General features: G+C 71.1%; 23 protein-coding genes. 10 read left to right on the forward strand and 13 right to left on the reverse strand.

Translation table 11 applies throughout. From position 1 onward, the window contains the following. Positions 1-45: 45 nt before the first annotated feature. Positions 46-366 carry an STAS domain-containing protein gene (locus LDL49_RS21585; protein WP_225292910.1) on the forward strand — a complete coding sequence of 107 codons (321 nt, stop codon included), beginning with the start codon at positions 46-48 and terminating at the stop codon, positions 364-366. Here LDL49_RS21585 and LDL49_RS21590 read toward each other — a convergent pair. Next, positions 347-1,918, reverse strand: coding sequence for an MDR family MFS transporter (locus LDL49_RS21590; RefSeq protein ID WP_225292911.1), 1,572 nt, complete (start codon positions 1,916-1,918; stop codon positions 347-349). The genes LDL49_RS21585 and LDL49_RS21590 overlap by 20 nt on opposite strands. Before the next feature lie 111 nt (positions 1,919-2,029). Here LDL49_RS21590 and LDL49_RS21595 point away from each other — a divergent pair, with 111 nt between their 5' ends. Further along, positions 2,030-2,575 carry a TetR/AcrR family transcriptional regulator gene (locus tag LDL49_RS21595; protein ID WP_225292912.1) on the forward strand — a complete coding sequence of 182 codons (546 nt, stop codon included), beginning with the start codon at positions 2,030-2,032 and terminating at the stop codon, positions 2,573-2,575. A gap of 68 nt (positions 2,576-2,643) precedes the next feature. Next, the gene (locus tag LDL49_RS21600) at positions 2,644-3,078 is read left to right on the forward strand and encodes an ATP-binding protein (RefSeq protein WP_225292913.1); all 435 of its coding nucleotides are present in this window, start codon (positions 2,644-2,646) and stop codon (positions 3,076-3,078) included. 28 nt (positions 3,079-3,106) lie between these two features. Here the strand turns inward: LDL49_RS21600 and LDL49_RS21605 are convergent, their stop codons facing one another. Together LDL49_RS21605 and LDL49_RS21610 are read right to left on the reverse strand one after the other, a co-directional pair. Next, entirely contained in the window at positions 3,107-3,343 is a 237-nt protein-coding gene (locus LDL49_RS21605; RefSeq protein WP_225292914.1) for a hypothetical protein, read from the reverse strand. Between the two features lie 67 nt (positions 3,344-3,410). Then, a complete protein-coding gene (locus LDL49_RS21610) occupies positions 3,411-4,349 on the reverse strand; it encodes a Ppx/GppA family phosphatase (protein WP_225292915.1) in 939 nt (312 codons plus the stop codon). Between the two features lie 98 nt (positions 4,350-4,447). Here LDL49_RS21610 and LDL49_RS21615 point away from each other — a divergent pair, with 98 nt between their 5' ends. Further along, positions 4,448-5,578 (forward strand): UDP-N-acetylglucosamine--N-acetylmuramyl-(pentapeptide) pyrophosphoryl-undecaprenol N-acetylglucosamine transferase, encoded by a 1,131-nt coding sequence (locus LDL49_RS21615; protein WP_225292916.1) that lies wholly within the window; start codon positions 4,448-4,450, stop codon positions 5,576-5,578. A gap of 4 nt (positions 5,579-5,582) precedes the next feature. On the opposite strand, the gene LDL49_RS21620 is transcribed toward LDL49_RS21615, so the two are convergent. From LDL49_RS21620 to LDL49_RS21640, 5 genes are all read right to left on the reverse strand, one after another. Continuing rightward, positions 5,583-6,470 carry a hypothetical protein gene (locus LDL49_RS21620; RefSeq protein ID WP_225292917.1) on the reverse strand — a complete coding sequence of 296 codons (888 nt, stop codon included), beginning with the start codon at positions 6,468-6,470 and terminating at the stop codon, positions 5,583-5,585. Positions 6,471-6,570: 100 nt separating this feature from the next. Continuing rightward, positions 6,571-7,470, reverse strand: coding sequence for a coiled-coil domain-containing protein (locus tag LDL49_RS21625; protein ID WP_225292918.1), 900 nt, complete (start codon positions 7,468-7,470; stop codon positions 6,571-6,573). Positions 7,471-7,582: 112 nt separating this feature from the next. Next, on the reverse strand, positions 7,583-7,882 hold the full coding sequence (locus tag LDL49_RS21630; RefSeq protein ID WP_225292919.1) for a hypothetical protein: 300 nt from the start codon (positions 7,880-7,882) through the stop codon (positions 7,583-7,585). A gap of 21 nt (positions 7,883-7,903) precedes the next feature. Beyond that, a complete protein-coding gene (locus LDL49_RS21635; RefSeq protein WP_225292920.1) occupies positions 7,904-8,737 on the reverse strand; it encodes an NmrA family NAD(P)-binding protein in 834 nt (277 codons plus the stop codon). 26 nt (positions 8,738-8,763) lie between these two features. Continuing rightward, positions 8,764-9,168 carry a hypothetical protein gene (locus LDL49_RS21640; RefSeq protein WP_225292921.1) on the reverse strand — a complete coding sequence of 135 codons (405 nt, stop codon included), beginning with the start codon at positions 9,166-9,168 and terminating at the stop codon, positions 8,764-8,766. A 156-nt stretch (positions 9,169-9,324) separates the two neighbouring features. Here LDL49_RS21640 and LDL49_RS21645 point away from each other — a divergent pair, with 156 nt between their 5' ends. Beyond that, entirely contained in the window at positions 9,325-11,286 is a 1,962-nt protein-coding gene (locus LDL49_RS21645; RefSeq protein WP_225292922.1) for a sensor histidine kinase, read from the forward strand. Here LDL49_RS21645 and LDL49_RS21650 read toward each other — a convergent pair. Beyond that, a complete protein-coding gene (locus tag LDL49_RS21650) occupies positions 11,212-11,817 on the reverse strand; it encodes a response regulator transcription factor (protein ID WP_225292923.1) in 606 nt (201 codons plus the stop codon). The two genes, LDL49_RS21645 and LDL49_RS21650, sit on opposite strands and share 75 nt — an antisense overlap. Beyond that, a complete protein-coding gene (locus LDL49_RS21655; RefSeq protein ID WP_225292924.1) occupies positions 11,814-13,232 on the reverse strand; it encodes a hypothetical protein in 1,419 nt (472 codons plus the stop codon). The genes LDL49_RS21650 and LDL49_RS21655 overlap by 4 nt, the downstream gene beginning before the upstream one ends. A 154-nt stretch (positions 13,233-13,386) precedes the next feature. Here LDL49_RS21655 and LDL49_RS21660 point away from each other — a divergent pair, with 154 nt between their 5' ends. Further along, complete coding sequence (locus LDL49_RS21660; RefSeq protein WP_225292925.1) at positions 13,387-14,043, forward strand: response regulator transcription factor; 657 nt, start codon at positions 13,387-13,389, stop codon at positions 14,041-14,043. Continuing rightward, positions 14,040-15,197 carry a sensor histidine kinase gene (locus LDL49_RS21665; protein ID WP_225292926.1) on the forward strand — a complete coding sequence of 386 codons (1,158 nt, stop codon included), beginning with the start codon at positions 14,040-14,042 and terminating at the stop codon, positions 15,195-15,197. Before LDL49_RS21660 ends, LDL49_RS21665 begins: the two co-directional genes overlap by 4 nt. Positions 15,198-15,241: 44 nt before the next feature. Here LDL49_RS21665 and LDL49_RS21670 read toward each other — a convergent pair whose 3' ends face one another. The 3 genes from LDL49_RS21670 to LDL49_RS21680 all read right to left on the reverse strand — a co-directional run bounded on the left by LDL49_RS21670 (position 15,242) and on the right by LDL49_RS21680 (position 22,295). Then, positions 15,242-18,289 carry an NACHT domain-containing protein gene (locus LDL49_RS21670; protein ID WP_225292927.1) on the reverse strand — a complete coding sequence of 1,016 codons (3,048 nt, stop codon included), beginning with the start codon at positions 18,287-18,289 and terminating at the stop codon, positions 15,242-15,244. Between the two features lie 106 nt (positions 18,290-18,395). Beyond that, the gene (locus tag LDL49_RS21675; protein WP_225292928.1) at positions 18,396-20,252 is read right to left on the reverse strand and encodes a propionyl-CoA synthetase; all 1,857 of its coding nucleotides are present in this window, start codon (positions 20,250-20,252) and stop codon (positions 18,396-18,398) included. A gap of 168 nt (positions 20,253-20,420) precedes the next feature. After that, positions 20,421-22,295, reverse strand: a complete 1,875-nt coding sequence (locus tag LDL49_RS21680) for an APC family permease (RefSeq protein WP_225292994.1) — start codon at positions 22,293-22,295, stop codon at positions 20,421-20,423. Between the two features lie 275 nt (positions 22,296-22,570). Here LDL49_RS21680 and LDL49_RS21685 point away from each other — a divergent pair, with 275 nt between their 5' ends. Genes LDL49_RS21685 through LDL49_RS21695 form a run of 3 tightly spaced genes read left to right on the forward strand, consistent with a single transcriptional unit; the run spans position 22,571 to position 26,003 of the window. After that, positions 22,571-24,613, forward strand: a complete 2,043-nt coding sequence (locus LDL49_RS21685; protein ID WP_225292929.1) for a TerD family protein — start codon at positions 22,571-22,573, stop codon at positions 24,611-24,613. Then, on the forward strand, positions 24,610-25,263 hold the full coding sequence (locus LDL49_RS21690) for a nucleotidyltransferase domain-containing protein (protein WP_225292930.1): 654 nt from the start codon (positions 24,610-24,612) through the stop codon (positions 25,261-25,263). The genes LDL49_RS21685 and LDL49_RS21690 overlap by 4 nt, the downstream gene beginning before the upstream one ends. Then, complete coding sequence (locus tag LDL49_RS21695) at positions 25,260-26,003, forward strand: nucleotidyltransferase domain-containing protein (protein WP_225292931.1); 744 nt, start codon at positions 25,260-25,262, stop codon at positions 26,001-26,003. The genes LDL49_RS21690 and LDL49_RS21695 overlap by 4 nt, the downstream gene beginning before the upstream one ends. Positions 26,004-26,028: the final 25 nt, after the last annotated feature.

Genomic DNA, 26,028 nt, shown 5'->3' on the forward strand with positions numbered 1-26,028 from the left:
GCGCCCCACGCCTCCCATTATCCGCGCTGTGGATAAGCTGAGACGGTGCTCGACAAGACGCCGCTGCGCATCGATGTCGCCACGCTGGACGGAATGACGATCCGGCTGGCGCTGAGCGGCGACCTTGACTTCGACACCGCCGCCGATCTGACGGGGCTGACGTTCGACGCCGGTTATCGCCGGCTCGACGTTGATCTGTCGGAGCTGGCCTTCATCGACTCGTCCGGTCTGGCCGCCCTCGTACGCCTCCAGCGGCAGGTCGAGGGCGCCGACGCCGAGTTGCGCGTGGTGGCGTTGACGCCCTATCTGCGTAACCTGATGCGGATGACCGGGCTCGACAAGCTGTTCAGCCTGCCGCCGGGCTGACCGTCTCCTGCTGGGCGGCGTCGGCCGACGGGCTCCCGCGTAGGGGGATCTCCTTGATGAAGACCGCCAGCACCGGCACGGCCACGGCGAACAGGATGGCCCACCAGAAGACGCCGGAGATCGACACGGCGAGCGACTCCAGCAGCCCGGTGCGCATCTGCGGCGGCATCTGGCCGAGCGCCGCCGGGTCCAACCGGCCGCCGCCTTTGGCGATCTTGTCCGCCGCCTGCGGGCCGAACCGGCCGGTCAGCTCGGACAGGAGGTGGTTGTTGAAGATGGCGCCGAACATCGAGACGCCGAACGAGCCGCCGATCGAGCGGAAGAACGTGGCGGCGCTGCTGGAGACGCCGAGGTCCTTCTGCTCGACGCTGTTCTGCGCGATGAGCATCGTGGTCTGCATGAGGAAGCCCATGCCGAGGCCGAGGACGGCGATGTAGAGGCCCGTCCGCCAGCTGGGCGTGGCGACGTCCATGGTCGACAGCAGCCACATGGCCACGGCCATGCCGACGCCGCCGAGCACCGGGTAGATCTTGTACCTGCCCGTGGCGGTGATGGCCCGCCCGACGAACAGCGAGACCACCATGGCCGAAGCCATCATCGGCAGCAGGAGCAGGCCCGAGTTGGTGGCCGAGGCGCCCTGGACGGTCTGCTGGAACAGCGGCAGGAAGTTGATGGCGCCGAACATGGCGAAGCCGAGCAGGAAGCCGATGCCCGAGATCAGGGCGAAGTTGCGGTTGCGGAACAGCTGGAGCGGCATGATCGGCTCGGCCGCCCTACCTTCGGCGAAGATGAACAGCGCCAGCGAGACCACGGCGATCGCCACCAGGGTGAGGATCTGCCAGGAGCCCCAGCCGTACTGGTTGCCGCCCCAGGTGGTGATGAGGACCATCGCGGTGATGCTGACGGACAGCAGGATCGCGCCCAGCCAGTCGATCCGCACCTGGTTGTGCAGCTTGGGCAGCTTCAGCCTGATCGCCAGCACGACCAGGGCAATGGCGCCGACCGGCAGGTTCACGTAGAAGGCCCAGCGCCAGTTGAGGTTGTCGGTGATGAAGCCGCCCACCAGGGGGCCCGCGATCATGGTCAGCGACATGACGCCCGCCATGATGCCCTGGTACTGGCCACGCTCGCGGGGCGGCACCAGGTCGCCGATGATGGCCATCACGTTGACCACGAGGCCGCCCGCGCCCAGACCCTGCAGCGCGCGGAACCCGATCAGCTCGGCCATGCCGCCGTCGGGGCCGCCGAGCAGGGAGGAGCCCGCCATTCCGCAGAGCATGGAGCCGATCATGAAGATCACGATCGAGATCATGAAGATGGACTTACGACCGTACAGGTCACCGATCTTTCCCCAGATGGGGGTGGAGACCGTCGTACCGAGAACGTAGGCTGTGACGACCCACGACAGATGGGTCAGTCCCCCGAGTTCGCCGACGATGCGCGGCATCGCCGTACCCATGATCATGTTGTCGAGCATGGCCAGGGCCATCGCGAGCATCAGCCCGGGCAGGACCACCATGACTTCACGCCGCCGTGCGACCGCTTCCGCCATCCACACCACCCCACTGGACATCCTTGCTTACCTGCCGACCGGCAAGCATAGAATAAGCTAGAAACCTTACTTGCCGCCGGTCAAGTCGATACAAGTCGAAATAGGTGCACATTGCGGGAAGACACGCGGAGCCGGATCCAGGAGATCGCGCTCAAGCTCTTCATCGAGCAGGGTTACGAGGCGACCTCGCTGCGAGAGATCGCGGAGGAACTCGGCGTGACGAAGGCGGCGCTCTACTACCACTTCAAGACCAAGGAAGACATCGTCACCAGCCTGGCCGACCTGCGGGTGGCGGACACGGAGGAGCTGCTCGTCTGGTTCAGGAGCCAGGCGAACACGCCGGAGACGCGCCGCGAGCTGCTCCTGCGCTACGCCGACAAGCTGACGAACCAGCGCTACCTCCAGATCGCCCGCTTCATGGAGCGCAACCAGACGGCGCTGCGCGATCACCCGAAGATCCATCGGATGCGCGAGGTGATGCTGGAGCTGACCTCCGAGCTCAACGATCCCGCCGACCCGCTGGCCGTGCGCATCAGCCGCTCGATGGCGCTGTTCACGCTGCACGCGGGCAAGTGGATGACGCAGGACGAGAAGCTGACCGAAGAGGAGATCAGCGCGGCCGCGCTGGAGGTCGCGCTCCGCCTCATGGAACCGTAGGGACGATTGGGGCGGGTCTGAATGGGCAGAGGCCTCCACGCGTCCAAGGGACTATTGGAGGAGGTGCGGTGGAGGCCACGATAGCGCTCCGGCTGCCCAGGGATGCGGCCAGCGTCCCCCTGATCAGGCAGATGTTCGACGGCACACTGAGGTCATTGGGGGTGGAGCCGCAGATCCGCGACGACATCGAGCTCATGCTCACCGAGGCGTGTTCCAACGTTGTCAGGCATGCGGGCCCCAGCGACGAGTACGTGGTGAGCGCGGGGGTCTACGACAAGCTCTGCGTCATCAGAGTGATCGACATGGGCGGCGGCTTCGACCCACCGCCCAGCATCGACGAGGCGGCGCCCAACGCCGAGTCCGGCCGGGGGATCCAGATCATGCGGGCGCTGGCCGACGACATCCGCTTCACCAACCGGCACGAGGACGGGTCGGTGGTGTGCCTGGAGAAGCGCCTGCGCTTCGCGCCGGGCGCGGCCGGGCCGCACTTCATCGCCAACTGAACGGGCTTCCGAAGCACGGCCCCCACGCTCAGGCGGACGGTCTTACCTGCTCTCCTGTTCCCCCCAATCGTGTTCTCCCAATCGTCGTCCCCCGGAACCGTGCCTCGAGCCCTCCCATGACCGGCCGTACCTCGGGCTTGCGGCCCGTCGATCCCGCCATCAGCGCAAGCGCGAGCAGGACGGCCACGGAGATGAGGAAGACGGCCAGGAACGCCAGAATGAGGACGATCACCAGCGAGGCGATCGTGCTGAGCACTGCCAACATCAGCCGGAGATGCCCCGAGAACCGCCACTTATGCGCGAGATTCGGGTAGATCACGGTTACCGCGACGTCACACCGGCCGACTGGGCAGCATGTCGAGGCGACGCAGGATGACCCCCTCGCGCAGCGCCCAGGGACAGACGTCCAGCCGGTCGACCTCGAAGAGGTCCATGGTCGCGTGGGCCACGATGGCCCCCGCGGCCAGCTGCGCGGCCCGCCCGTCGGACACGCCGGACAGCGCGGCCCGCTCGGCGGAGCTCATCGTGGTCAGCTTGACGGCCCACTCGGCCATGTCCTGCCGCGACAGCGACCGGGAGACATAGAGGCCGTCGTTGGTGGGCGCGGCCCCGGCGATCCTGGCCAGCTGCTTGAAGGTCTTGGAGGTGGCCACGGCCCGGTTGGGCTCGCCGTATCGGACGACGTCGCCGACCGTGCGGGCGATCTGGGCGCGTACGTGCCGGCGCAGGTTGCGGACCTCGTCGGCGGACGGCGGGTCGGAGGCGAACCAGCTGCGGGTGAGCCGCCCCGCGCCCAGCGGCAGCGAGACGGCCACGTCGGGCTCCTCGTCGACCCCGGCGGCGATCTCCAGCGAGCCGCCCCCGATGTCGAAGGCGAGCATCCGCCCCGACGACCAGCCGAACCAGCGCCGCACGGCCAGGAACGTCAGCCTGGCCTCGTCGCTGCCGGACAGGACCTCGATGTGCACGCCGCAGCGGTCGTTGATCTGGGCGAGCACGTGCTCGCCGTTGGCGGCCTCGCGCACGGCCGAGGTGGCGAAGGCCAGGAAGTTCTCGACGCCTTTGTCCTCGGCGATGCTCAGCGCCTCCTCGACGAACTCACCGAGCCGCTCGATGCCCTCGGCGGACAGCTCGTTGCGCTCGTCGAGGTGCTCGGTCAGCCGCAGCTCCTCCTTGTGCGAGTAGGCGGGCAGGGGCCGCGCGCCGCGGTGGGCATCGACGACGAGTAGGTGGACGGTGTTCGAGCCGATGTCCAGCACGCCGAGTCGCATGGGGAAACGCTACCGGTCGGCAGCCTGTCCGGCGAAGCCGAGCCCCAAGTGACCGAGCGGCGCGACGACCTTTCCCGCCGGGGCCCTAGTCTGATCGCATGTCACGAACCCTGCGACTGTTGATCACCGGCGGCGGCACCGGCGGTCACACCTATCCGGCCCTGACGACCCTGTCGGCCGTCCAGCGACGTCAGGTGCCGCACGACGTGCTCTGGGTGGGCACCGCCAACGGCCTGGAAGCCAGGATCACCACCGAGCACGGCATCCCGTTCAAGGCCATCACCACCGGAAAGCTGCGGCGCCGGCCCAACCTCAAGGAGCTCGGCACCAACGTCGCCGACGTGTTCCGCATCCCGGTGGGCGTGGTCCAGGCGATCGGGCACGCCGCCCGCTACCTGCCCGACGTGGTGCTGTCGACCGGGGGTTACGTGGCGGTGCCGATCGGTGTGGCGGCCAAGCTGATCCGCCGCCCGCTGGTGATGCACGAGCAGACCACGGTGGTGGGGCTGGCCAACCGGATCCTGGCCAGGCTGGCGACGCGGATCGCGCTGTCGCACGAGTCGTCGCTCGAATACCTGCCGCCGTCGGCGCGCGCCAAGGCCGTGGTGACCGGCAATCCGATCAGGCCGGAGCTGCTGCAGGGCAACCGGGCCGCGGCGTACGACCTGTTCGGGCTGACGTTCGAGGTGCCGCTGATCTACGTGACGGGCGGCGCGCAGGGTAGCAAGCAGATCAACACGCTGATCGCGGAGATCCTGCCGCGGCTGCTGCCGCACGCCCAGATCGTGCACCAGTGCGGGCCGGCGTGGATCGACCAGATGCGCGCCATCGAGCTACCGCCGGACCTGGCCGACCGCTACCACCCGGTGCCGTACGTGGGCTCGGAGCTGGCCGATCTGTTCGCCGCGGCCGACGTGGTGATCTCGCGCAGCGGCGCCGGCACGGTGTCCGAGCTGACCGCCATCGGCCGGCCGTCGGTGCTGATCCCGCTGATCCCGACCGGCGGCGACGAGCAGCGCAAGAACGCCGGCTACCTGGCCTCGGCGGGCGCGGCCCGCGCGCTGCTGGAGCCGCGCCCGACGGGCGAGCAGCTGCTGGCCGAGCTGATGCCGCTGCTGGCCGACCCGGGCCTGCGCGGGGCGATGGCCGAGGCGGCGCGCAAGCTGGGCCGGATCGACGCGGCCGACGCTCTGTGCGACGTGCTGCTGGAGGCAGCGCACATCCGGTAGCCCCTCAGGGGTCCAGGTAGCGGAAGGCCTCGTGGGCGGAGCGCACGCTCCGCCGCAGCGCCCGCTCCAGCTGGTCGGCGTCCTCCGCGAGCTTGGTGATCTCCGGTACGGCGAAACCGTCCGCGCCCGACTCCGAGACCAGCTCCTCATACTGGTGGATCCGGCCCCGCAGCTCCTCGATCTGATGGTGAGCCCGGTAGGCGCGCTCGGCGTCGGCCACGTTGGCGGCGTACCGTTCCAACGCCTCCACCCGGGCCACGACGGCCTCCTCGCTGCTGTCGAGCGCCCGGGCGAGCGGCTCGGCCACGGCGGCGACCTCCGGGGAGTTCACCTCCGACATGGTCTCGCGGTGCTTGGTCCGCAGCGCCGACAGCTTGGCCAGCAGCCGGGCGATCTCCCACTCCTGGGCGGGCAGCATCACGGCGTTGCGCACGTCGTCCAGCAGTCCTTCGACGTTGACCGCCGAGTGCGTCACCGTGGCGACGGCCCGCCTGGCGCGGGCGAGCAGCCTGCGGGAGGACTCGTCGAGGTCGGCGGCGAGCACGTAGCGGCCCTCGTACCAGCGCAGCTGCTCGTAGGTCTCCCGGTCCACGGCCATCTCCTCGTCCTCGTCGAGGTCCTTGCGGAGGAAGACCACGAGCAGGACGGGGATGGCGATGAGGCTGAGCAGCAGCAGGCCGCCCGCCCGGTAGGTGTGCGTCCCGGACAGCAGCAGGGACATCGCCATCAGCGCGATCGCCGCGAGGGCCACGCGCCCGGCCTTGCCGGACGCCCTGGACGGCAGGGGGTCGGGCGCCCAGCCGCGCCGCATGCGGATCAGGAGATGCTCGTTCTCCGTGATCAGCTGGGCGTCATCCTCCGGGACATCTGGATCGACCACCACATCCGCCACGAAAACGGATTTTATGGGATTGTCACCCGGAGAGGTGTTGAAACGTGTCATACGGCCAGGTGCGACTGCCGCGACGTGTGCCTGCGCGCGGGTTCCGGCCTCAGCCTTCCAGATGGCGGAACGCCTCGTGCGCCGAGCTCACGCTCCTGCGCAGCAGCCGCTCCAGGCTGTCGGCGTCCTCGGCGAGCCTCTCGATCTCGGGTACGGCCAGCGCGTCGGCGCCCGACTCGGCCAGGAGCTCCTCGTAGCGCGGCAGCCGGGCCCGCAGCTCCTCGATCTGGCCGCGGGCGTGGTAGGCGCGCTCGGCTTCGGCGACGTGCCCGGCGTAACGTTCCAGTGCCTCGACGCGGGCCACCACCGCGGCCTCGCTGGTGACCAGGGCGCGGTCGAGCGGCTCGATCACCGCCGCGACCTCCGGTGCGATGCCGCGGGCCAGTAACTCCTTGTGCTCGCCGCGCAGGGCCGCGAGCTTGGCCAGCAGCCGGGCGATCTCCCACTCCTGCTCCGGCAGCATCACGGCGTTGCGCGCGTCGTCCAGCAGTCCTTCGGCGTTGACGTGGGAGCGTAACACGGCGCCGATCGCCCGCTGCGCCCTGGCCAGCACCACCTTGGCCTCCGCGTCGAAGTCGTCGGCCAGCAGGTAGCGCCCGTCGTACCAGCGGGCCCGCTCGTAGACACCGCGCTCGTAGACACCGCGCTCGTAGGGGCGATCGTGCGGCGACACCTCGTTGATGGAGGCGATCTTGACGAGCACGACGAAGACGAAGCCGCCCAGCAGCACGAAGCCGATCGGCTTCACCGGGGAGGCCAGCAGCGCGGACATCAGCGCGACGACCAGGGGCGTGGCGGCGAGCAGCGCCAGGCTCGACGGCCAGCGCCGCTCGACCGGCTGCACGACAGGGGGCACCCAGCCCGCTCTGATCCTGGACAGGAGCGGGGCGTTCGCACGCAGCATTCCGGCGACCTCCGGGGGTACTCCCGGATCGACGACCACACCCACGCTCTGTCCTGGCACCCTGGCGCCCCCAACGCTCGTGATGTCCGGATACTACGTAACATTTCGCCGGAGCGGCAGCCTCGCCGAGGACAGTCCGGGAAACCGCCGGTCGCGCTCACCGATCGCTTCCATGATCGACAGCCCCCGGACCAGGGCTCTTGTGCGGGGCCGGCTCAGCGCGGGATGTTCCGGTAGCGGTGGTGCTGGCGGCGGTGAAGAGCCCGGCCATCGGGCCCGATTTGACGGCCAGCGACCCGAGCGCGTCGGCGGTCTCCCCGCCGTCCGCGTCCCACCTGGCGAAGTAGCGCGCCGCCTCGCGGTCGAGTTCGCGGTAGTAGCCGCGGATGCGGGCGATGCTGCTCAGGTACAGCACGTTCTGCACCCCGGTGTCGACGAGCCGGGCCGTGGTGAACACGCCCAGCTTGTCCGCCTCGATCTACCGGAAGGCGTCGGAGTGTGCCTGCGCCCACTGTTCGAAGGTGCGGGGCGGGTGTCCCGTCACCTCCTGAACGGTCGGCAGGACCTGGGACTCGTCGAGTGTGCCGTCGACGTAGAAGCTGAAGAAGGCGTCGACGTACTCGACGGGCATGGTCGCCTCCATCTGTGCCCGCGCCTCCTCGTCCGGCAGTCCCTCGCAGCGCAGGTCCCTGCCCAGCACCTTGGCCAGCACGGCGACCTGGTCGGCGGGCAGCAGCGAGTCCGGGCCGGTCAGCTCGTAGATCCGGCCCTCGTGCCCGTCGCCCGTCAGCGCCAGGGCCGCGACCGCCGCGATGTCGGCGGGGTCGATGGCGGCGGCCGCCACCCCGGCGAACGGTACGCGCACCACGTCGCCGGCCTGAAGCTGCGGCAGCCAGCGCAGCGCATTGGACATGAACGCCCTGGGGCGCAGGAAGGTCCAGGGCACACCCGCCTCCCGCGTAGCCTGCTCGGACAGCGCCATGTAGCGGGAGACCGCGTTGCTCATGTCCGCCTGCTCGGCCGAGCCGCCCGACAGCAGCACGACCCGTTCCACCCCCGCCCGCCGTATCTGGGCCAGCAGTCCGGGCATGTCCGCATATCCCGGCAGCAAGAACACCCCTCGCACGCCGTTCAGGGCATCAGTCAGGCTGCCGGGCTCGTTCAGGTCGCCGGTGACGGGCTGGACGCCGGGCGGCAACGTGGCGGCCCGCGGATCGCGTACGAGCGCGCGCACCCCCTGCCCGGCCTGAGCCAGAGCGGCCACCAGTGCCGATCCGACATTGCCGGTGGCGCCGGTCACTAAGATCATCATTTCTCCCATCAGGTCATCGACTTGTGCTATGCCCCACCGGCAAGGCCCACGGCCAGGGCGATCAGCGCGGCGGCGAGGAGCAGGCCCCCGCCTCGGGTGAGCATCGTGCCGGACGAGCGGGCCCCCGGCTCGCCGACGGCCAGGTGCAGGAAGAACCCACCCGATTGCGCCAGCACCCCCACCAGCAGGACACCGCCGGCCAGCCACTCCAGCCCGTCGGAGAAACCGGCGCGGGGCAGGTAGAGCAGGTACACCAGGGACAGCAGCAGCAGCACTCCGGCGTGCGCGTGGCCGGCGCGGAAGAACCGCTCGCGTAACTCGCCCAGCCTGCCGCGATCGGTGGTGATGAAGCGCAGCAGCGCGTGCCCGCCGAACTCGACCGTGACCAGCGAGGCGATCGCGATGATCGGCAAAACCTCGGTGGGCTCCATCAGGCTCCCTGCTCTTGTACGGCCATGACGCAGGTCATGGTGAACGGATGTCCGCTCAGGTGATCTCCCCAAAGGGTGACAGCGACCGAGAAGGCGCCGATAGTGTCCCTGTAATCAGGCGGTTATGCATTTTGCATAGTTCATCGGGAGATCGGGTTGGCACGGACCGCTGACGACCTCCCGCTGCGGGTCGCCCAGGGCATGCTGTGGGCCTCGTTCGGCATCCTGGTCTACATCCGCACGATGAGCGGGGTGTCGCGCGACGCCGCCCCGCTCGCGTTGCTGCTCACCATGGCGTCGTATCCGCCGCTGATCGCGATCCTCGCGCGGCACCGGCGCCCGGCCGTCCGGTACGGGCTGCTGGCGGCCTTGGTGCTGCTCTACCTTCTGCCCTTCTTCGTGGTCGGCTCGGCGTGGGACTGGATGCCCTGGACGGTGGCCGCCGGTGTGCTCTGCGTGCTCCCGGCGCGGCCGGCCTGGCCGCTGTTCGGCCTTGTCGTGGCCGCCACCGGCACGACGGCCGCCCTGCTCGGGTACGGGGTCTACGACTCGGTCTGGTTCGTGATCGTCACGGCGGACGACGCCCTCATCGTGTTCAGCCTCGCCGCGCTCGTCAGGACGGTACGGCGGTTGCACGACGCCCAAGGAGAGCTGGCTCGGCTGGCGCTGCTCAGGGAACGCCTGCGGCTGGACGGCGAGTTGCGGAACGTCCTGGGCGGGAAACTGCGGGCGATCGCGTTCCGGATGCGGAAAGCGGCCGCGTTCCAGACGCGGGAAGCGCCGGTGGACGCCCGGCAGGACATTCGCGAGGGCGTGGGGCTCGCCCGGCGGACCTTGGCGGAGGTGCGGGCGACGGCGGGCGCCTACCGCGCCGACCCGATCGCCGAGCCCGCGGCGCGGATCGAGTCACCGCGGCTGGCGCGGTTCGTCCTGCTCGCGGTGCTGCTCATCCAGTGCGTGCTCGTGCTGCTCAACCTCTATTACTGGGAGCATGCCGCCCCGCAGACGCTCGCCTGGGCGCTGCTCGGGCTCATCGGGATCGTCATCCTGCAGGTGGCGCCGCAGACCCGGGTCACGTTCGTCGTGCAGGGTCTGCTGTTCCTGCTGCCCCTCGCGGTCATCCCCGGCTCCTGGGACCGCGTGCTGAGCTTCTTCACCGGCAAGGTGCTGCTCACGGTACGGCCGCCTCGATCGTGGGCGATCGCCGGCGCCGTCCTGGCCGGGCATCTGGCCTGGCTCCTGTACGACAGCATGACCGCCGGCACCGGCGTCCTGAACGGGCTGGCCAACTTCGGTGGTCATGTCATGCTCGCGTGGCTGGCCTACAGCCTGGGGCGCCTCAGCGGGCTGATCACCGTGCTGGACCGGGCCCGGCACGAGCTCGCCGAGGCCGCGGTACGGCGGGAACGGACCCGGATCGCGCGCGACCTGCACGACGTCCTCGGGTTCAGCCTGTCGGCGGTCGCCCTCAAGGGCGAGCTGGCCGAGCGGCTGCTGGACACCGACCCCGACCGGGCCAGGACCGAGCTCGCCTCGCTCGTGTCGCTGGTCGAACGGGCGCTGGTGGAGCTGGGGTCCATCGCCGGCGACCGGGTCGAGCTGCGGCTGGCGGCCGAGCTGGACGCGGCGCGCGAGGTGCTGACGGCCGCCGGGATCGAGGCGACGGCACGGGTCACCACCGGCCCGCTGCCGGCCGGGGTCGACACGGCGGTGGCCACCGCGCTCCGCGAGACCGTCACCAACGTCCTGCGGCACAGCCAGGCCAGGACCTGTGAGGTGACCGTCTCCGGCGGTGAGGGGCTCGTACGGTTGCGCGTCGTCAACGACGGCGCCCTGCCCGTCTCGCGGGCCGAACCGGCCACGCCGGTGGAGCCGGGGCGGCACGGCTCCGGACTCGGCAGCCTGGCGCAGCGCACCGGCGGGCGGTTGGCGGCGGTGCTCCTGCCCGGCGGCAGGTTCGAGGTGGTCGCCGAGTTCGGCTCAGACCTGACCGGACCCAGCTCAGGACCAGCCGGACCCAGCTCAGGCCCGGCGGGACCCAGCTCAGATCCAGCCGGATTCGGTGGCGATCCGGATGGCGTCCACCCGGTTGCGAGCACCCAGCTTGGTGACGGCTGAGGTGAGGTAGTTGCGGATCGTGCCGTAGGTCAGGAAGAGCCGCTCGGCGATCTCGGCGGGCTGGGCCCCGCTGGCCGACAGGCGCAGCACCTCGGTCTCCCGCTGGCTGAGCGGGCTCTCCGGCGCCTCCAGCGCCACCAGGGCCAGGGCCGGGTCCACCACCCGTCCCCCCGCGGCGACGGTCCTGATCGCCGCGGCCAGCTCGGCCGGGCGGATGTCCTTCCGGACGAATCCGGCGATCTGCGCACCGAGCGCCCGGCGCAGGACGCCCGGCTTGGCCAGCGCCGTCAGGATCAGGACGCGGCAGCCGGGCAGCCGGCGGCGCAGCTCGGCAGCCGCCGAGATGCCGTCCAGTCCCGGCAGATCGATGTCGATCACGGCCACGTCAGGCCGGTGCTCCAGCGCGGCGGAGACGATCTCCAGACCTGAGGCGACCCCCGCCACCACCGTGAGGTCGTCCTCGAGCGACAGCAGCTCGACCAGCGCTTCGCGAAGGATGTGCATATCCTCCGCGATCAGAATCCGGATCACACCGGTACGGTAATCCGCTCACTCCCCGCCGCGCGATTCCGCCGCCGCGGCAGCCCATGCACGGCCAGCGCGGCGGCCACGCAGGCGACCGGGATGGCGGGCAGCACGTAGCGGTGGTCGAAGTCCAGCGCCGCCACCGGCGCGACGAGCAGGAACATCGCGAACGCCCACGGCAGCAGGGCCGGACGGCGGCGGCCGATCGCCCCGGCCGTCCCCGCCAGGAGGATCACGCCGAACAGCGTGCCGTGCAGGAACCACGGGTAGGGGTAGGCGGCGAGGACGGACCCGAACGGCTCGACCGAGCTCATGCCGCGGATGGCCGGGTCATACTCCTTGCGCACCTGCCCGATGAGGGCGTGCTCCTCCGGCAGCCCCCACGAGCCGTGCGGGAAGTTCGACATGGCGCCCACCCGCCTGGGGTGTGGCACCGGCTCCCAGGTGAAGGCCAGCGAGGTGTCCTTGACGATCTCGCGCAGATAGTCGAACGGCTGCGCGGCGATGGCCTTCAGGGCGAACGACCTGGCCAGGTCGTTGTAGGCGAACCGGTCGCCGGGCAACCGGTTGAGCGCGGCGCCGGGCGCCCAGACGTACTCGGAGGCGGCGTCGACGACGGTGCCGTTCGGGCAGAGCCTGGCCTCCGCCGCGGGCGGCTTGATGATCGAGCAGTCGGCGAACGTCATCGTGCGGGCCCAGAGGGCGACGCCGTCGGAGCCGCTCAGCGCGAACCTGCCGTGATACTGGGCGTACCAGCCCGCGTAGGCGAGCAGCGGCAGCGCCCCGGCGGCCACCAGGGCGACGACCTTCCGCCACGGGGTGCGGCGCAGCAGCAGGTAGAGCGCGGCCAGGGCGAGCAGCGGCACCGCGGCGGTCCGGGTCAGTCCGGCCAGCGCGAGCAGCGCCCCCGCCAGCGTGGCGGCGCGCGACGACACCTCCTGGCGCCACATCAGCACCGTGAGCGCGGACATGACGAGGAAGATCACCTGCAGGTCCGAGAGCACGGCGTGCTCCAGCCGCAGGAACGCCGGGTCGAACAGCACCGGCGCCGCGGCCAGCGCGGCCCCCCAGCCGGGCAGCGACCAGCGGCGCAGCAGCACGTAGATCAGCACACCGACGCCCAGGCCCATCGCGTGCTGTACGCCGACGACCAGCTCGACGCTGTGGAAGGGGCGCAGCAGCCACAGGAACCACGAGTAGCCCGCCGGGTGGAAGGCGCCCTGCGGCCGCATGTGCACGGCCGTGTTCAGGTAGGTGAACGAGTCGTACCAGTAGACCTGCGCGGTGTCGTACCCGAGCATGACCAGCACGCGCAGCGCCGCGGCCAGCGTCAGGACGACCCCGAACAGGCGGTGGCCCGTCCTCCCCGAGACGGGATCGGCCGGGCGGGGCCGCGCGGGCGCCACAAGAGCGGCAACCATGAACATCTCCCCCGTGAGAGGCCGGGCGAGTCCCGGCCGTAGGGAGGGCAGTCCACCGAGTCGGCGCTAACCTGAGCGTCACCAAAAGTGGTTATGTCCGCGTTATGCAGGCTGGAGCAGACTGTCGGGACTTTCGATCTTCATGGGGGCGACATTGCGTGTTCTGGTCGCGGAGGACGAGCGCATGCTCGCCGATTCGATCGCCGAGGGGCTCCGTGGGGAGGCGCTGGCCGTCGATGTGGCCTACGACGGCGACGGGGCGCTGGAGCGGCTCGGCGTGCACGACTACGACGTGCTGATCCTGGACCGGGACCTGCCGCTGGTGCACGGCGACGAGGTGTGCCGGGCGGTGGTGGAGCGGGGGTGGCCGGTCAGGGTGCTGATGCTGACCGCCGCCGGGGACGTACGGGCGAGGGTGGCGGGTTTGTCGCTGGGGGCCGATGACTACCTGACCAAGCCGTTCGCGTTCGAGGAACTGGTGGCGCGGGTGCACGCGCTCGGCCGGCGGGCCCGGCGGGCCGACCCGCCGATGCTGGAACGCGCCGGGGTGCGGCTGGACTGGGCGCACCGGCAGGTGTTCCGCGAGGGGCGCTATGTGCCGCTGGCGCGCAAGGAGTTCGGGGTGCTGGCCGAGCTGCTGCGGGCGCAGGGCGCGGTGGTCTCGGCCGAGGAGCTGCTGGAGAAGGTCTGGGACGAGCACATCGACCCGTTCACGAACACGGTGCGGACCACGATGATGAAATTACGCAAGAAGCTGGGCGAGCCGCAGGTCATCGAGACCGTGCCGGGATCGGGGTATCGCATTTCATGAGCGTCCGTCTGCGTTTCGCCCTGGCATGCGCGGGGGTGTTCCTCGTCGGCGGCGGCCTGCTGCTGGCGGCCGTCTACTTCCTCGTACGGTCGAACCTCTCCTACCGCGCCGATCTCCTCACCCCCAAGTCCATCACCCTGCCCAACGGCAGGGGCTTCTACAGATACGACGACTACTACGAGGTGGCGCGAACCCGGACCCTCCAGGTCATGGCGACCTACCAGCGCGACACGTTGACCAGCGTGCGTAACATCGGCGCGCTGGCGGTGCTGGCCGTTACGGGCGGCGCGTTCGGTCTGGGCTGGCGGGCGGCCGGGTGGGTGCTGCGGCCGATCACGTCGGTCACCGAGACCGCGCGCCGGGTCGCCCAGAGCCACGACCTTGCCGAGCGGATCGGGTACGAGGGGCCGAACGACGAGGTGAAGGAGCTGACCGGCATCTTCGACACCATGCTCGGCCGGCTCGCCCGCTCCTTCGACGGCCAGCGGCGCTTCGTCGCCAACGCCTCGCACGAGCTGCGCACCCCGTTGACGATCAACAGGACGCTGGTCGACGTGGCGGTACGGCGGCCGGACGCCACCGACGACGTCAAGCGGCTCGGCGAGTCGCTGCTGCTGGTCAACGCCCGGCACGAGCGGCTCATCGACGGGCTGCTGGCGCTGACCGAGGGCGAGCAGGCGGTGCTGGACCGGCGCCCGTTCGACCTGACGGACGTGGCCGAGCACGTGCTGGACCAGGCGGCGGAGGAGGCGGCCGAGCGGGAGGTGACGATCCACCGGCTGCTGGACGCCGCGCCGACGACCGGCGAGGCGGTGCTGGTGGAGCGGCTGGTCCAGAACCTGGTGGAGAACGCGATCCGGCACAACCTGCCCAAGGGCGAGGTGTGGGTGACGACCCGGCGGCGCACCGAGCAGGTGGAGCTGGTGGTGGCCAACACCGGCCTGCACGTGCCGTCGTACGAGATCGAGACGATCTTCGAGCCGTTCCGGCGGCTGCACGGCGACCGGCTGCGCTCCGACCGGGGCAGCGGCCTCGGCCTGTCGATCGTGCGCGTCATCACCGAGGCCCACGGCGGCACGGTCGTCGCCCGGCCGCGCGAGGAGGGCGGTCTGACGATCACGGTCGAGCTGCCCCTGGACCGGTCGGCCGCCTAAGCCGCTCTGAGCGCCTTGGCCGCTTAGACGGCCGCTTAGGGCGCTCAGGGCGAGCGCACCTCGCGCATGGCCGCTTCCGGGACGCCCGCCCGCAGGAGGAGCTCCCAGCTGTCGGACCGCTCGAAGAACATCGACTCCAGCAGCGGCCGCCACAGCGCCGGGTCGACGCCGTCGCCGGCCAGCCCGCCGAGCAGGCCGGCCCGGTCCTTGAAGGGGATGGCCGATCCCTCCAGCGCGAGCGCCCGCAGCACCAGGTCGAGCAGCCGCCGGTGCTCCAGCGTGCGGAACGCGGTGACGGCCGCGATCGCGTCGGCGTAGAGCGCGACGCGGGCCTCGATGCTCGACGGGCGGTTCATCAGCACCTCCTCGACCAGGCGGGTGCAGCTCACCACCTGACCGGAGCTCCGCTGCACGACGATCAGGCTCGGGTGCGTCTCGTCGTCGGCGCGCAGCGAGTCGGTCAGCAGGTCGGCGTCGATGTTGAGCAGGTAGGGCCGTTCCAGCAGGGCGTAGGACTTGTAGCGGCCCAGCGCCCTGGTGCGCGCCGCGGGCTCCGGGCGGCCGAACCACCAGCCCGCGCCCTCGAACTCCCACGACTCGCCGCTCCCGCCGAGCCGGATGTCGCGCTTGCCGCCGTCGACGACCCGGCGCGCCGGCATGGCGCCGATGAGGCCGGTCCAGCCCTCCCCGCCGAGCTGGCTCTTCCACAGATGCGTGTACGAGCTCCACCGGGCGAAGTCCCCCGAGTCGCCGAGCAGCTCTGCGACGCTGACCGGTTTGTCCGACGCGGCCACCACCAGGAGGGTGAGGTTGGCCGAATAGGCGGCCAGGCGGCGCGGCACGGGATGGCGTACCGGGCGGAAGGCGAGGAAGGAGCGGCGCGGGCGCTCGTGGAGCGACTCGCGCAGCAGCGCGCCGAGCAGCGTCACGCTCCTGGCCCGGACCTCGGCCGGCAGCGCGCCCATGAGCTCCATGGCGAAGCCGACCGTCGGCCCCCGCTCGGCCAGGCAGGAGAACGACGTGATCGCGTAGAGCAGGTCGTCGTCGACCAGCTGGCCCGCCAGTTCCTCGTCGTGGCCGTGCCGCCTGATCAGGTCGCGCAGCGCGTACACGGCCAGCCAGGCCACCAGGAACTCGCCGAACGTGGCGTGCAGGAACTCATAACCCCGAGTGCCGCCTGGGTCGTTCGCGTGCACGAAGAAGAACCGCTCGGTCGCCCGCCGCGCCCAGCCGCCCTCGTCGTCCCGCTCCTCGCCCGGCGCCCCGCACAGGGCGGGCAGGTCCCGGTCGAGGGCGGTCTCCGAGACGACCGCCCGGCCGCGGACGAACATCGACAGCGCCACAGCCCCGAGCCGCACCAGCTCCCGGTCCACCAGCCCGCCGCTCCGGGCGGCCGGCAGCGCCCGCACCTCGGGGTCCTTGAGGAGCTCGCGGTAGGCGAAGTCCCTGATCAGCGACTCGTAGAGGCGGCCGCGGCCGAGGACCTCCTCGTCGCGCTGCAACGCGTTCTCGGCGGCGTCGTGGATGGCCAGCAGCAGCAGGAGCAGCGGCTGCCTGGCCAGCTCGCCCTGGGCCAGCGCGGCATCGGCCGGCAGCGGTGTCCGGCCGCGCCTGGACAGGACCGCGCGGTTGGTCTCCGCCCAGATCTCCAGCCACTGGCGGACCTGCTCCTTCTCGAACGGCTGGAGCTCGATCGTGAGCACGCCCTCGGGGAAGCGGACCCGGTCGGCCACGACGGTCCGGCTGGTCACGATCACCGCGACGGGGCGGCCGTGCCTGGACTGCTCGTCCTGGAACTCCTGGACCTGCTCCAGGTAGTCGTAGCGGTCGGTGCCGGCGGCCTGGAGCAGCTCGTCGAACCCGTCGAGCATGACGACGGGCAGCATCCCCTCCGCCGCCTCCACCAAGTCCCGATATTTCACCTTCTCGCGGAGTAAGGGGGAGACGCTCTGCTCGATCTGCGAGATCACGGACGACTCGGCGGCGACGTCGCGCAGCTCCACCTTGATCGGCAGGAACTCCGAGGCGGCCAGCCGGGCCGCGAGCACCTCGGTCAGCTTGGTCTTGCCCGACCCCGGCTCGCCCAGCACGACCAGGGGCGCCTGGGTGGCGTGCGGCGAGGTGAGATGGCCCACCAGGAACGCCTCCGCGTCGGGCAGCTCCAGCCGGCCCTTCCACCAGCTCTTCGCCGCCGGCGCGGACTCGCGCGTCATCTCCGCGACCTTGCACCGGGGGCTGATGTACCCCTCGCCGAGCAGCGGCAGCGTGACGTCGTCCGGCGCCCTGCCGACGGCCATGAGCGACTGGTCGAGCGCGGCGGCGGCCATCCTGACCAGGTGGATCATCGGCCGGTCGCCGACGCGCGGCGGCGCCAGCTCCGCCAGCAGCCGCGCCACGCGCGACAGTCCGGGGGCGAACGTCTGCGTCTCGGTGACCAGGCTCCACATCCGGAACTCGGGGCTGTCGAGCGTGAGCGAGCGGTAGTCCTCGTCATAGATCCGCAGGGCGTGCGCCGACGGTCCCTCCACGAGCATGAGAGGGACGCGGGCCCGCTCGTCGGCCGGGAGCTCGTCCCAGGCGGCCACCTCGCGCACGTACCCGGCCACGGCCTCCGACATCCGCCGGTAGTGGCGTTCGACGGCCTCACGGGTCTCCGCGTAGGGGCGGTACGGCTCCGGCATGGGCAGTGGCCGCGTGAGCAGCTCCTCCACCAGCTCGGCGAACGCCGCCGCGCGGGTGCCGCCGGCCGCGCGGTCCCGGTCGAGCCGGTCCAGCCCGAAGGGCAGGCTTGCCCGGCCGAGCGCCTCGAAGTACGCCGAGACGATCACCACCGCGTGCACGGCGGCCAGCCGCTGGGTACGGGCGAACCGGCCCGCGCCGCCGCGCCACTCGGGCACCCGCCGCACCACGTCGTTGCCGTAACGGACGGCGTCCTCCTGCAGATCGCGCAGGCCCAGCGCCAGGTCGGCGCCGCCGGCGAGCGCCCATCCGGTCAGCGCGGCCGTCGCGGCGAAGTCGATCACCTTGATGAGCCTGCTGTCCTTGCAACCGAGGATCTTCAGAGCGTCGGCGTAGCTCAAGGTCTCCGTCATCACGGTCTCCGTCATCAGGTCTCTGAAGAGCAGAGGAATTCCCATGATGGCGCGTTCCATCGCCTTGAGGGAGAGTTTTCAACGATGAGGGTTCAGACGGAATAGGTCAGAGGGCGTCGGCGATCTCCGTCAGGGCCGCCGGGTCCTCGATCGTCGAAGGGGCGCGGTAGTCGCGGCCGGCCGCGATGTCGCGCATGGTGGCGCGCAGGATCTTCCCGGACCGGGTCTTGGGCAGGCGGCCCACGACGACGGCGCGGCGGAAGGCGGCGACCGGGCCGATGCGCTCGCGGACCAGGGCCACCAGCTCGCGCTCGACCTCGGCCGGATCGCGCTCGGCGCCCGCCTTGAGCACCACGAAGCCGAGCGGGAGCTGGCCCTTCAGCGCGTCGTCCACGCCGATCACCGCGCACTCGGCCACGTCGGGGTGGGCCGCGATGACCTCCTCCATCGCGCCCGTGGACAGCCGGTGGCCGGCGATGTTGATGACGTCGTCGATGCGCCCCATGACGTACAGGTAGCCGTCGTCGTCGAGGAAGCCGCCGTCGCCGGTCAGGTAGTGGCCGGGGTAGCGGGACAGGTACGACTCGGTGAAGCGGGCGTCGTCGTGGTAGAGCGTCGGCAGCGCGCCGGGCGGCAGGGGCAGCCTGATCGCGACCGCGCCCTCCACGCCGGGCGGGCACTCCTTACCCTCCGGGTCCAGGACGCGCACGTCCCAGCCGGGCACGGGCTTGGTCGGCGAGCCCGGCTTGATCGGCAGCGGCTCGAGGCCGACGCAGTTGGCCGCGATCGGCCAGCCGGTCTCGGTCTGCCACCAGTGGTCGATGACCGGGATCCCGAGGAGGTCGGACGCCCAGTGGTAGGTGTCGGGGTCGAGCCGCTCCCCCGCCATGAACAGATACCGCAGTCCCGACAAATCCCACTTTTGCGCGAAATTTCCGGAGGGGTCGTCTTTTTTGATGGCCCGGAGCGCGGTCGGCGCGGTGAACAGCGTCCGCACCCCGTGCGTGGCCACGACCCGCCAGAACGCGCCCGGATCAGGTGTGCCGACCGGCTTGCCCTCGTACAGCACAGTCGTGCACCCGGCCAGCAGTGGCGCGTAGACGATGTAGGAATGGCCGACGACCCACCCCACGTCGGAGGCCGCCCAGTAGACCTCGCCCGGCGCCGCGCCATAGACGTTGGACATGCTCCAGTGCAGCGCGACGGCGTGCCCGCCGTTGTCGCGGACGACGCCCTTGGGCACGCCGGTGGTGCCGGAGGTGTAGAGGATGTAGAGCGGATCGGTGGCCGCCACGCTGACGCATTCGGCGGGCGCCGCGTCCCGTACGGCCTCGGCCCAGTCCAGGTCCCGCCCTTCTGCGAGATCGGCGGGCGACTCGGGCCGCTGGAGGATCACGCAGCGCGCCGGCCGATGCTCGGCCTGCTCAAGGGCGGTGTCGAGCAGCGGCTTGTACGGCACGATCCGGGTCGGCTCGATCCCGCAGGAGGCCGAGAGCACCACCTTGGGCTTGGCGTGGTCGATGCGTACGGCCAGCTCATTGGCGGCGAATCCGCCGAACACCACGGAGTGCACGGCGCCGAGCCGGGCGCAGGCCAGCATCCCGATCACCGCCTCGGGCACCATCGGCATGTAGATCACCACGGTGTCGCCGGCGACGACGCCGAGGTCACGCAGCATCCCGGCGGTCCTGGACACCGCGTCGAGCAGCTCGGCGTAACTGAAGCGCCGCACGACGCCGGTCACCGGACTGTCGTAGATCAACGCGTCCTGCTCACCCCGCCCACCGGCGACGTGCCGATCGACGGCGTTGTGACAGGTGTTCAGTCGCCCGTCGACGAACCAGCGCCCCTTGTCGAACACGATCGTGGGGGCCACATCCCACTCGATGTCCCGGGCCGCCTCTCCCCAGAACGCCTCGGGCTCCACGATGCTCCGCTGGTAGACCGCATCATAAGCACTCATAATCCGATCAGATCAGCGCCTCACCCCCGATGGCAAGCACAAACGGAAGCCATGGCCAAGAAGACGCGCGTAACGGCGGCCGGCCCCGTGCGGGTTCAGCGGCCGTATTCCTGGAGGCCGCCCGCCCCGTGCGGCGGGTGGCGGTGGGTGCGGCTGTGCCGTAACAGATCAGCCAACGTGTACCTGAGGCCGGCGGCCGGGCTCCTCCTCGGCCTGGCGCAGGACCTCACGCGTGAGCGGCGGCACGTCACCCCCGCCGAACAGCAGGTATCTCAGCAGCGCCAGCACCGGATTGCCCTCCGCCCAGTGGAAGTACACGTGGGGACGGCGGCCGGACGTGTCACGCAGGTGCAGCAGGATCGCGGCGATCGTGTTGGGCACCGCCGCGCTCGTCGCGGTCAGCACCCCGTAGCCGTGCCGCACCTCGCCGCGTACGAGCACCTCGGACTCGAACTCCGAGGTGTCGCCGAGCGTGACCTCCAGGAACAGCATCGGCTCGTCGTCGGGCAGGTGATGGTACTGGCGCGTCTCACGGTCCTTCTCGGCGTACTCGGCCTCGTCGCGGGCGTCGGGCTCGTTGGCGATGATGCGCAGCTCGCCCGGCGGCAGCTCGTCGATGAGCCGCTCGGCCTCCTTGTCGAGCGACACCCCCGTCACCCGCAGCTCGGTGGAGCGCGTGGCGCGCGAGATGATCGAGGTGACGATGATCGCCACGACGAAGAACACCGCGATCGACAGGCCGTCGGGCCGTTCGATCACGTTGGCGACGAAGGTGTAGGCGAGGATCAGCGAGATGAGGCCGAACGCCGCCGCCGCGCCCCGCCGCCCGGCGCGCGCGACCGAGATGGTGACGGCGACCGCGGCCGACAGGATCAGCGCGAGCACGCCGGTGGCGTAGGCGCCGCCCTGCGACTCGACGTTCGCGCCGAACAGGATCGTGATGACGAACGAGATCGCGGTGAACACCAGCACCAGCGGTCGTACGGCCCGCGCCCAGTCCGGGGCCATGCCGTAGCGGGGCAGGTAGCGCGGCACGATGTTGAGCAGCCCCGTCAGCGCCGAGGCGCCGGCGAACCAGAGGATGGCGATGGTGCTGATGTCATAGAGGGTGCCGAACCAGTCGCCCAGGTATTCGTGCGCCAGGTACGCCAGGGCGCGCCCGGCCGCGTGGCCGCCCTCCTCGAACTCCTTGTGCGGAATGAGCACGGCCGTGGCGAACCCGCTGAACACCAGGAACACGCTCATGATCAACGCGGCCGTGGTGAGCAGCCGCTTGGCGCCCTTGACGCGCTGCTCGAGGTCGCCCTCGATCTGCGGCATCACGGCGACGCCCGTCTCGAACCCGGACAGGCCGAGCGCCAGCTTGGGCAACGCGAAGGCGGACAGCGCGATCATCGCGAGCGGGCTGGAGTGCCCCGCGGTGAGCGCGTCCTGCCAGTCGCCCACCAGCTCCGGGCGGGACAGCACCTGGGCGACGGCGGTGCCGACGACGACCAGGTTCAGGGTCAGATAGGCGGCCACGAGCGCGATGGCCAGGCCGATGGCCTCGCTGAACCCGCGCAGGAAGATCGCGCCGAGCGCGGCGATGAGCAGCAGCGTGATGGGCACCTGCTGGCCGGCGAGCGCGTCAGGGAAGAACGGGTTCTGCAGGATGTGGGCGGTGGCGTCGGAGGCCGACAGCGTGATCGTGAAGATGAACGCCGTCGCCACGAACCCGAGCAGCACCAGCACCAGCAGCTTGCCCCACCAGCTCGGCAGCAGCCGTTCGAGCATGGCGATGGAGCCCATGCCGTTGGGGCTCTCGGCCGCCACCACGCGATAGGTGGGCAGCGCGCCGAACAGCGTCAGCGCCACCAGCATGAGCGTGGCGATCGGCGACAGCGCGCCCGCGGCCAGCGCGGCGATGCCCGGCTGGTAGCCGAGGGTGGAGAAGTAGTCGACGCCTGTCAGGCACATGACCTGCCACCAGGAGTGACGCTTGCCGGGATGTTCGTCGTGCATCCCGGACGTCGGCTGCAGCCCGTGTAGCAGCCAGCTCCGCATGGTCACCGGTCGGCCCTTCTCTCCTGGTCTCTGTCCTGAACGAATTCGGAGACCCTATCCATCGAGGCGGCTCTCGCGCATGCCGGGCCTTACCGGACTGGAAATTCGGGGGACATTTCGTGATTTGTGCCGCTACGGTGGATCACCGGGGTGGCTCTTTGGGTGTGCTTCCTTCTTCATTTTTCAAATGATCTCAGCGCACCTGCTCTCCACCTCTTCAGAGGTCGCGCGGTGCTCCCACGCGGCCTCTCTCAATGCTCGCCGGAGGTGCCTGGATGAACGGTCCCGCCGAGATCCTGCTGCGCCGTACGCGGGTGGTCGCGCCCGCGCTGCTGGCCACCGATCCGCGCGTGCCCGAAGCCGTCGGCGAGCTGCCCAAGCGCCTGAACATGACGGGGGCCGATGTGCGGTCCGGGGTGGCGGCGCTGGAGTTCGAGCTGCTGCAGCTGGGCTTCCTGGTCTCGGCGGAGCTGTATCGGGCGCTGGCGGCGCTGTCGTCGAAGGAGCTGACGCGCGTCGGGCGGCGGCTGCTGCACATCCTGCGGGGCGACCTGGAGACGCTGCTGGAGGCGTTCTGGCCGGAGTCGGGCGACTGGCTGCCGGAGAGCGTCCCGGTCAAGGAGACGCGCGCCGTCGTGCTCGCCGTCGCCCTGCGCCGGGACGCCCCCGAGCTGCTGAGCAAGCATCTGGAGACGGCCACGGACGTGCTGCGGCTGCTGTACGTGCTGATGGACGCCGACCCCGGGCTGCGGATCCGCCCGCGGCGCCGCGTGTCGCTGCCGCGCGCCGTCCGCCGGACCCTGCTGTCGTGCCTGGACGCCATGCCGTACGCGATCGAGGACCTGCTCCGGTACGGCGAGCAGTGGAAGCGCATGGCCGAGGTGCTGCACCCCCACGAGCAGCACGCCCGCTACCCGAACGCCGCGCTGGCCTTCGCCGCCCTGCGCGGCACCCGGCTCGACCCGGGGACGGCCTTCGGGCGGACCCTGCTGGAACTGGCCGCGCGGCGGCCAGGGCTGCTGCGGGTGCGCGACGGGCGGCTGGTGGCCACGTCGTTCGCGAGCCGCGTGGAGACGGACACGCCCGCGTCCGAGCCGGCGCCCGCCGGACTGGCGGGTGTGGCGGCGCGGGTCGCGCCCGGCGTGCTGATCGCCGCCCTGGGGCAGCTGCGGACGCCGCCCGGCGGGCGGCGGCTGTTCCTGCCGCGCGGTGGCACCGCGCGCTTCCACACCCGGCCCGACGACCGGCCGCCCCTTCCGGACGAGATCGTGCTGGAGGCCGAGCGGACGCTGGCCGCCGAGCTGCTGCGCCGCGCCGCCGCGCTCCCATCGCTGCGGCGGGTGCTGCTGGACGAGGGCCTGGCCGACCTGGTCGCGCCGACGTCCGAGCGGACGGCGGTCAAGGCGCTGGTACGGCTGCCGCGCGGCAGCCTCCAGCCCATCCCCGCCGGCGAGCGGCTCCGGTTCTTCCTCCATTGGGCCGAGCCGAAGGGCACCCTGGTGGACCTCGACCTGTCCGTGGCCGTCTTCGACGAGCGCTGGGCGTTCGTCGGGGTGTGCGACTACACGCAGCTGCGGCTGGGCACGGCCGTCACGCACTCGGGCGACCTGACGTCGGCGCCCGAGCCGCTGGGCTCGTCGGAGTTCATCGACGTGAACGTGCGGGCCCTGCGCGGCCGCTACCTCGTCCCGGTCGTGTTCAGTTACAACGACGTGCCCTTCGAAGAGCTGGTACGCGGATTCGCCGGGTTCATGGAGCAGCCGGAGGGGTTGTTCGACCCGCTGGCCGTCCGGCAGCGCTTCGATCTGACGGGGCAGGCCAAGATTTTGGTGCCGCTGGTGGCCGACCTGTGGACGCGGACGATGCGGTGGGCGGACTTCAACCTGTCCGCCGCCGGTTTCCGGCACAGCGTGGCCGGTAGCGCCGACGAGCTGAGCCTGCTGGGCGCGGCGCTCGAGCAGGCGTTCACGCACCGGGTGACGCTGTGGGAGGTGGGCTGCCGGCACGCCGCCGCGCGCGCCACCGAGGTCCTGGTACGGGACCGCCACGGCGAACTGGTCCGCTATGAGCGGCGGCCGGGCGAGGACGTGGCCGCGTTCGCCGACCGGCTGATGGCCCGCGCCGACGCCCCGCCCGTCGGGCGGCCCGCGTCGTTCGACGGGGTCGAGCTCGCCATGCTCGTCCACGGCGACCTGCCCCTTCCCGGCGGCTGCGCGGCGTACGCGCTGCACCCGGACGGCCTCGGCGACGTGCGCCGGCTGGGCGCGGCCGACCTGCTGAGCGAGCTGTCCCCCGACCCCGTGAAAGTGGCCACGTGAGCGAAGACCTGATCCTCTCGGTCGTGGTGGGGTCGCGGGCCTACGGTCTGGACACCGCCGGCTCCGACACCGACCGGCGCGGCGTGTTCGTGGCGCCGACGGAGGCGTTCTGGCGGCTGGACAAGCCGGTGACGCACCGCGACGGGCCGCTGCCGGAGCAGTTCTCGTGGGAGGTCGAGCGCTTCTGCGGCCTCGCCCTCGACGCGAACCCCACGGTCCTGGAGTGCCTGTGGTCTCCCCTCACGGAGGTGCTCACGCCGGAGGGCGAGCGGCTGCGCGAGCTGCGCGGGGCGTTCCTGTCGCGGCGGGCGCACGAGACGTTCACCCGGTACGCCGACGCCCAGTTCCGCCGCCTCGACCCGGCCGCGCCGAAGTGGAAGCAGGCGATGCACCTGATCAGGCTGCTGCTGAGCGGCCGGCATCTGGTACGCCACGGCGAGCCGCTGATCCAGGTGGGCGACTACCGAGACCGGCTGCTGGCGATCAGGCGGGGCGAGGTGGCGTGGGCGGAGATCGCCGCCTGGCGGGCCAAGCTGACCGGCGACCTGGCCGACGCGGCCGGCGTCCTGCCGGCGGTGCCGGACCGGGCGTCCGTCGAGACGTACCTCGTGGCCGTACGCAGGGCCCACCTGTCCCGGGAGCGCGTGTGAACCTGCCTGCCTGGCTGCCGGAGATCCCCGCAGAGCAGCCGTACCCGCTGGTGTTCGCCACGATCAGCGGCGCGCACCTCTACGGCTTCCCCTCGGCCGACTCGGACGTGGACCTGCGGGGGGTGCACCTGCTGCCGCTGCGGGAGGTCGTCGGCCTGCGTACCGGACCGGCGACCCTCGACCGGACCTGGACGCGCGACGGCGTCGAGGTGGACCTGGTCACGCACGACCTGGCCAAGTTCTGCGGGCTGCTGCTGAACCGCAACGGCTACGTCCTGGAACAGCTCCTCTCCCCCCTGGTCGTGTCCTCCTCACCGCTGCACGAGGAGCTGAAGGCCCTGGCGCCCGGCTGCCTGACGCGGCACCACGCCCACCATTATCTGGGGTTCGCGCGTACGCAGTGGCGGCTGTTCGAGAAGAACGGGGAGCTCAAGCCGCTGCTCTACACCTTCCGCGTGCTGGCCACCGGCATCCACCTGATGCGCACCGGCGAGCTGGACGCCGACCTGACCCACCTGTTCTCGTACGTCCCGGCGTACCTGCCCGACCTGGTGGCCGCCAAGCGGGACGCCGAGCACGGCCGCGCGCCGGGGGTGAGCACGGCGGCCGACGACGTGGCGCGGCTGACCGCCGAGCTGGAGGCGGCCAGGGACTCCTCACCGCTGCCGGACGCCGCCACGGTCCGGGACGCCATGCACGACCTCGTGGTCCGGGCGCGCCTCGCCACCGTGTCCACGTGATCCGGCGGCGGCGCCGGATCACGTG

Origin of the sequence: Nonomuraea aurantiaca, from assembly GCF_020215705.1 — a bacterium.
Lineage (GTDB): Bacteria > Actinomycetota > Actinomycetes > Streptosporangiales > Streptosporangiaceae > Nonomuraea > Nonomuraea aurantiaca.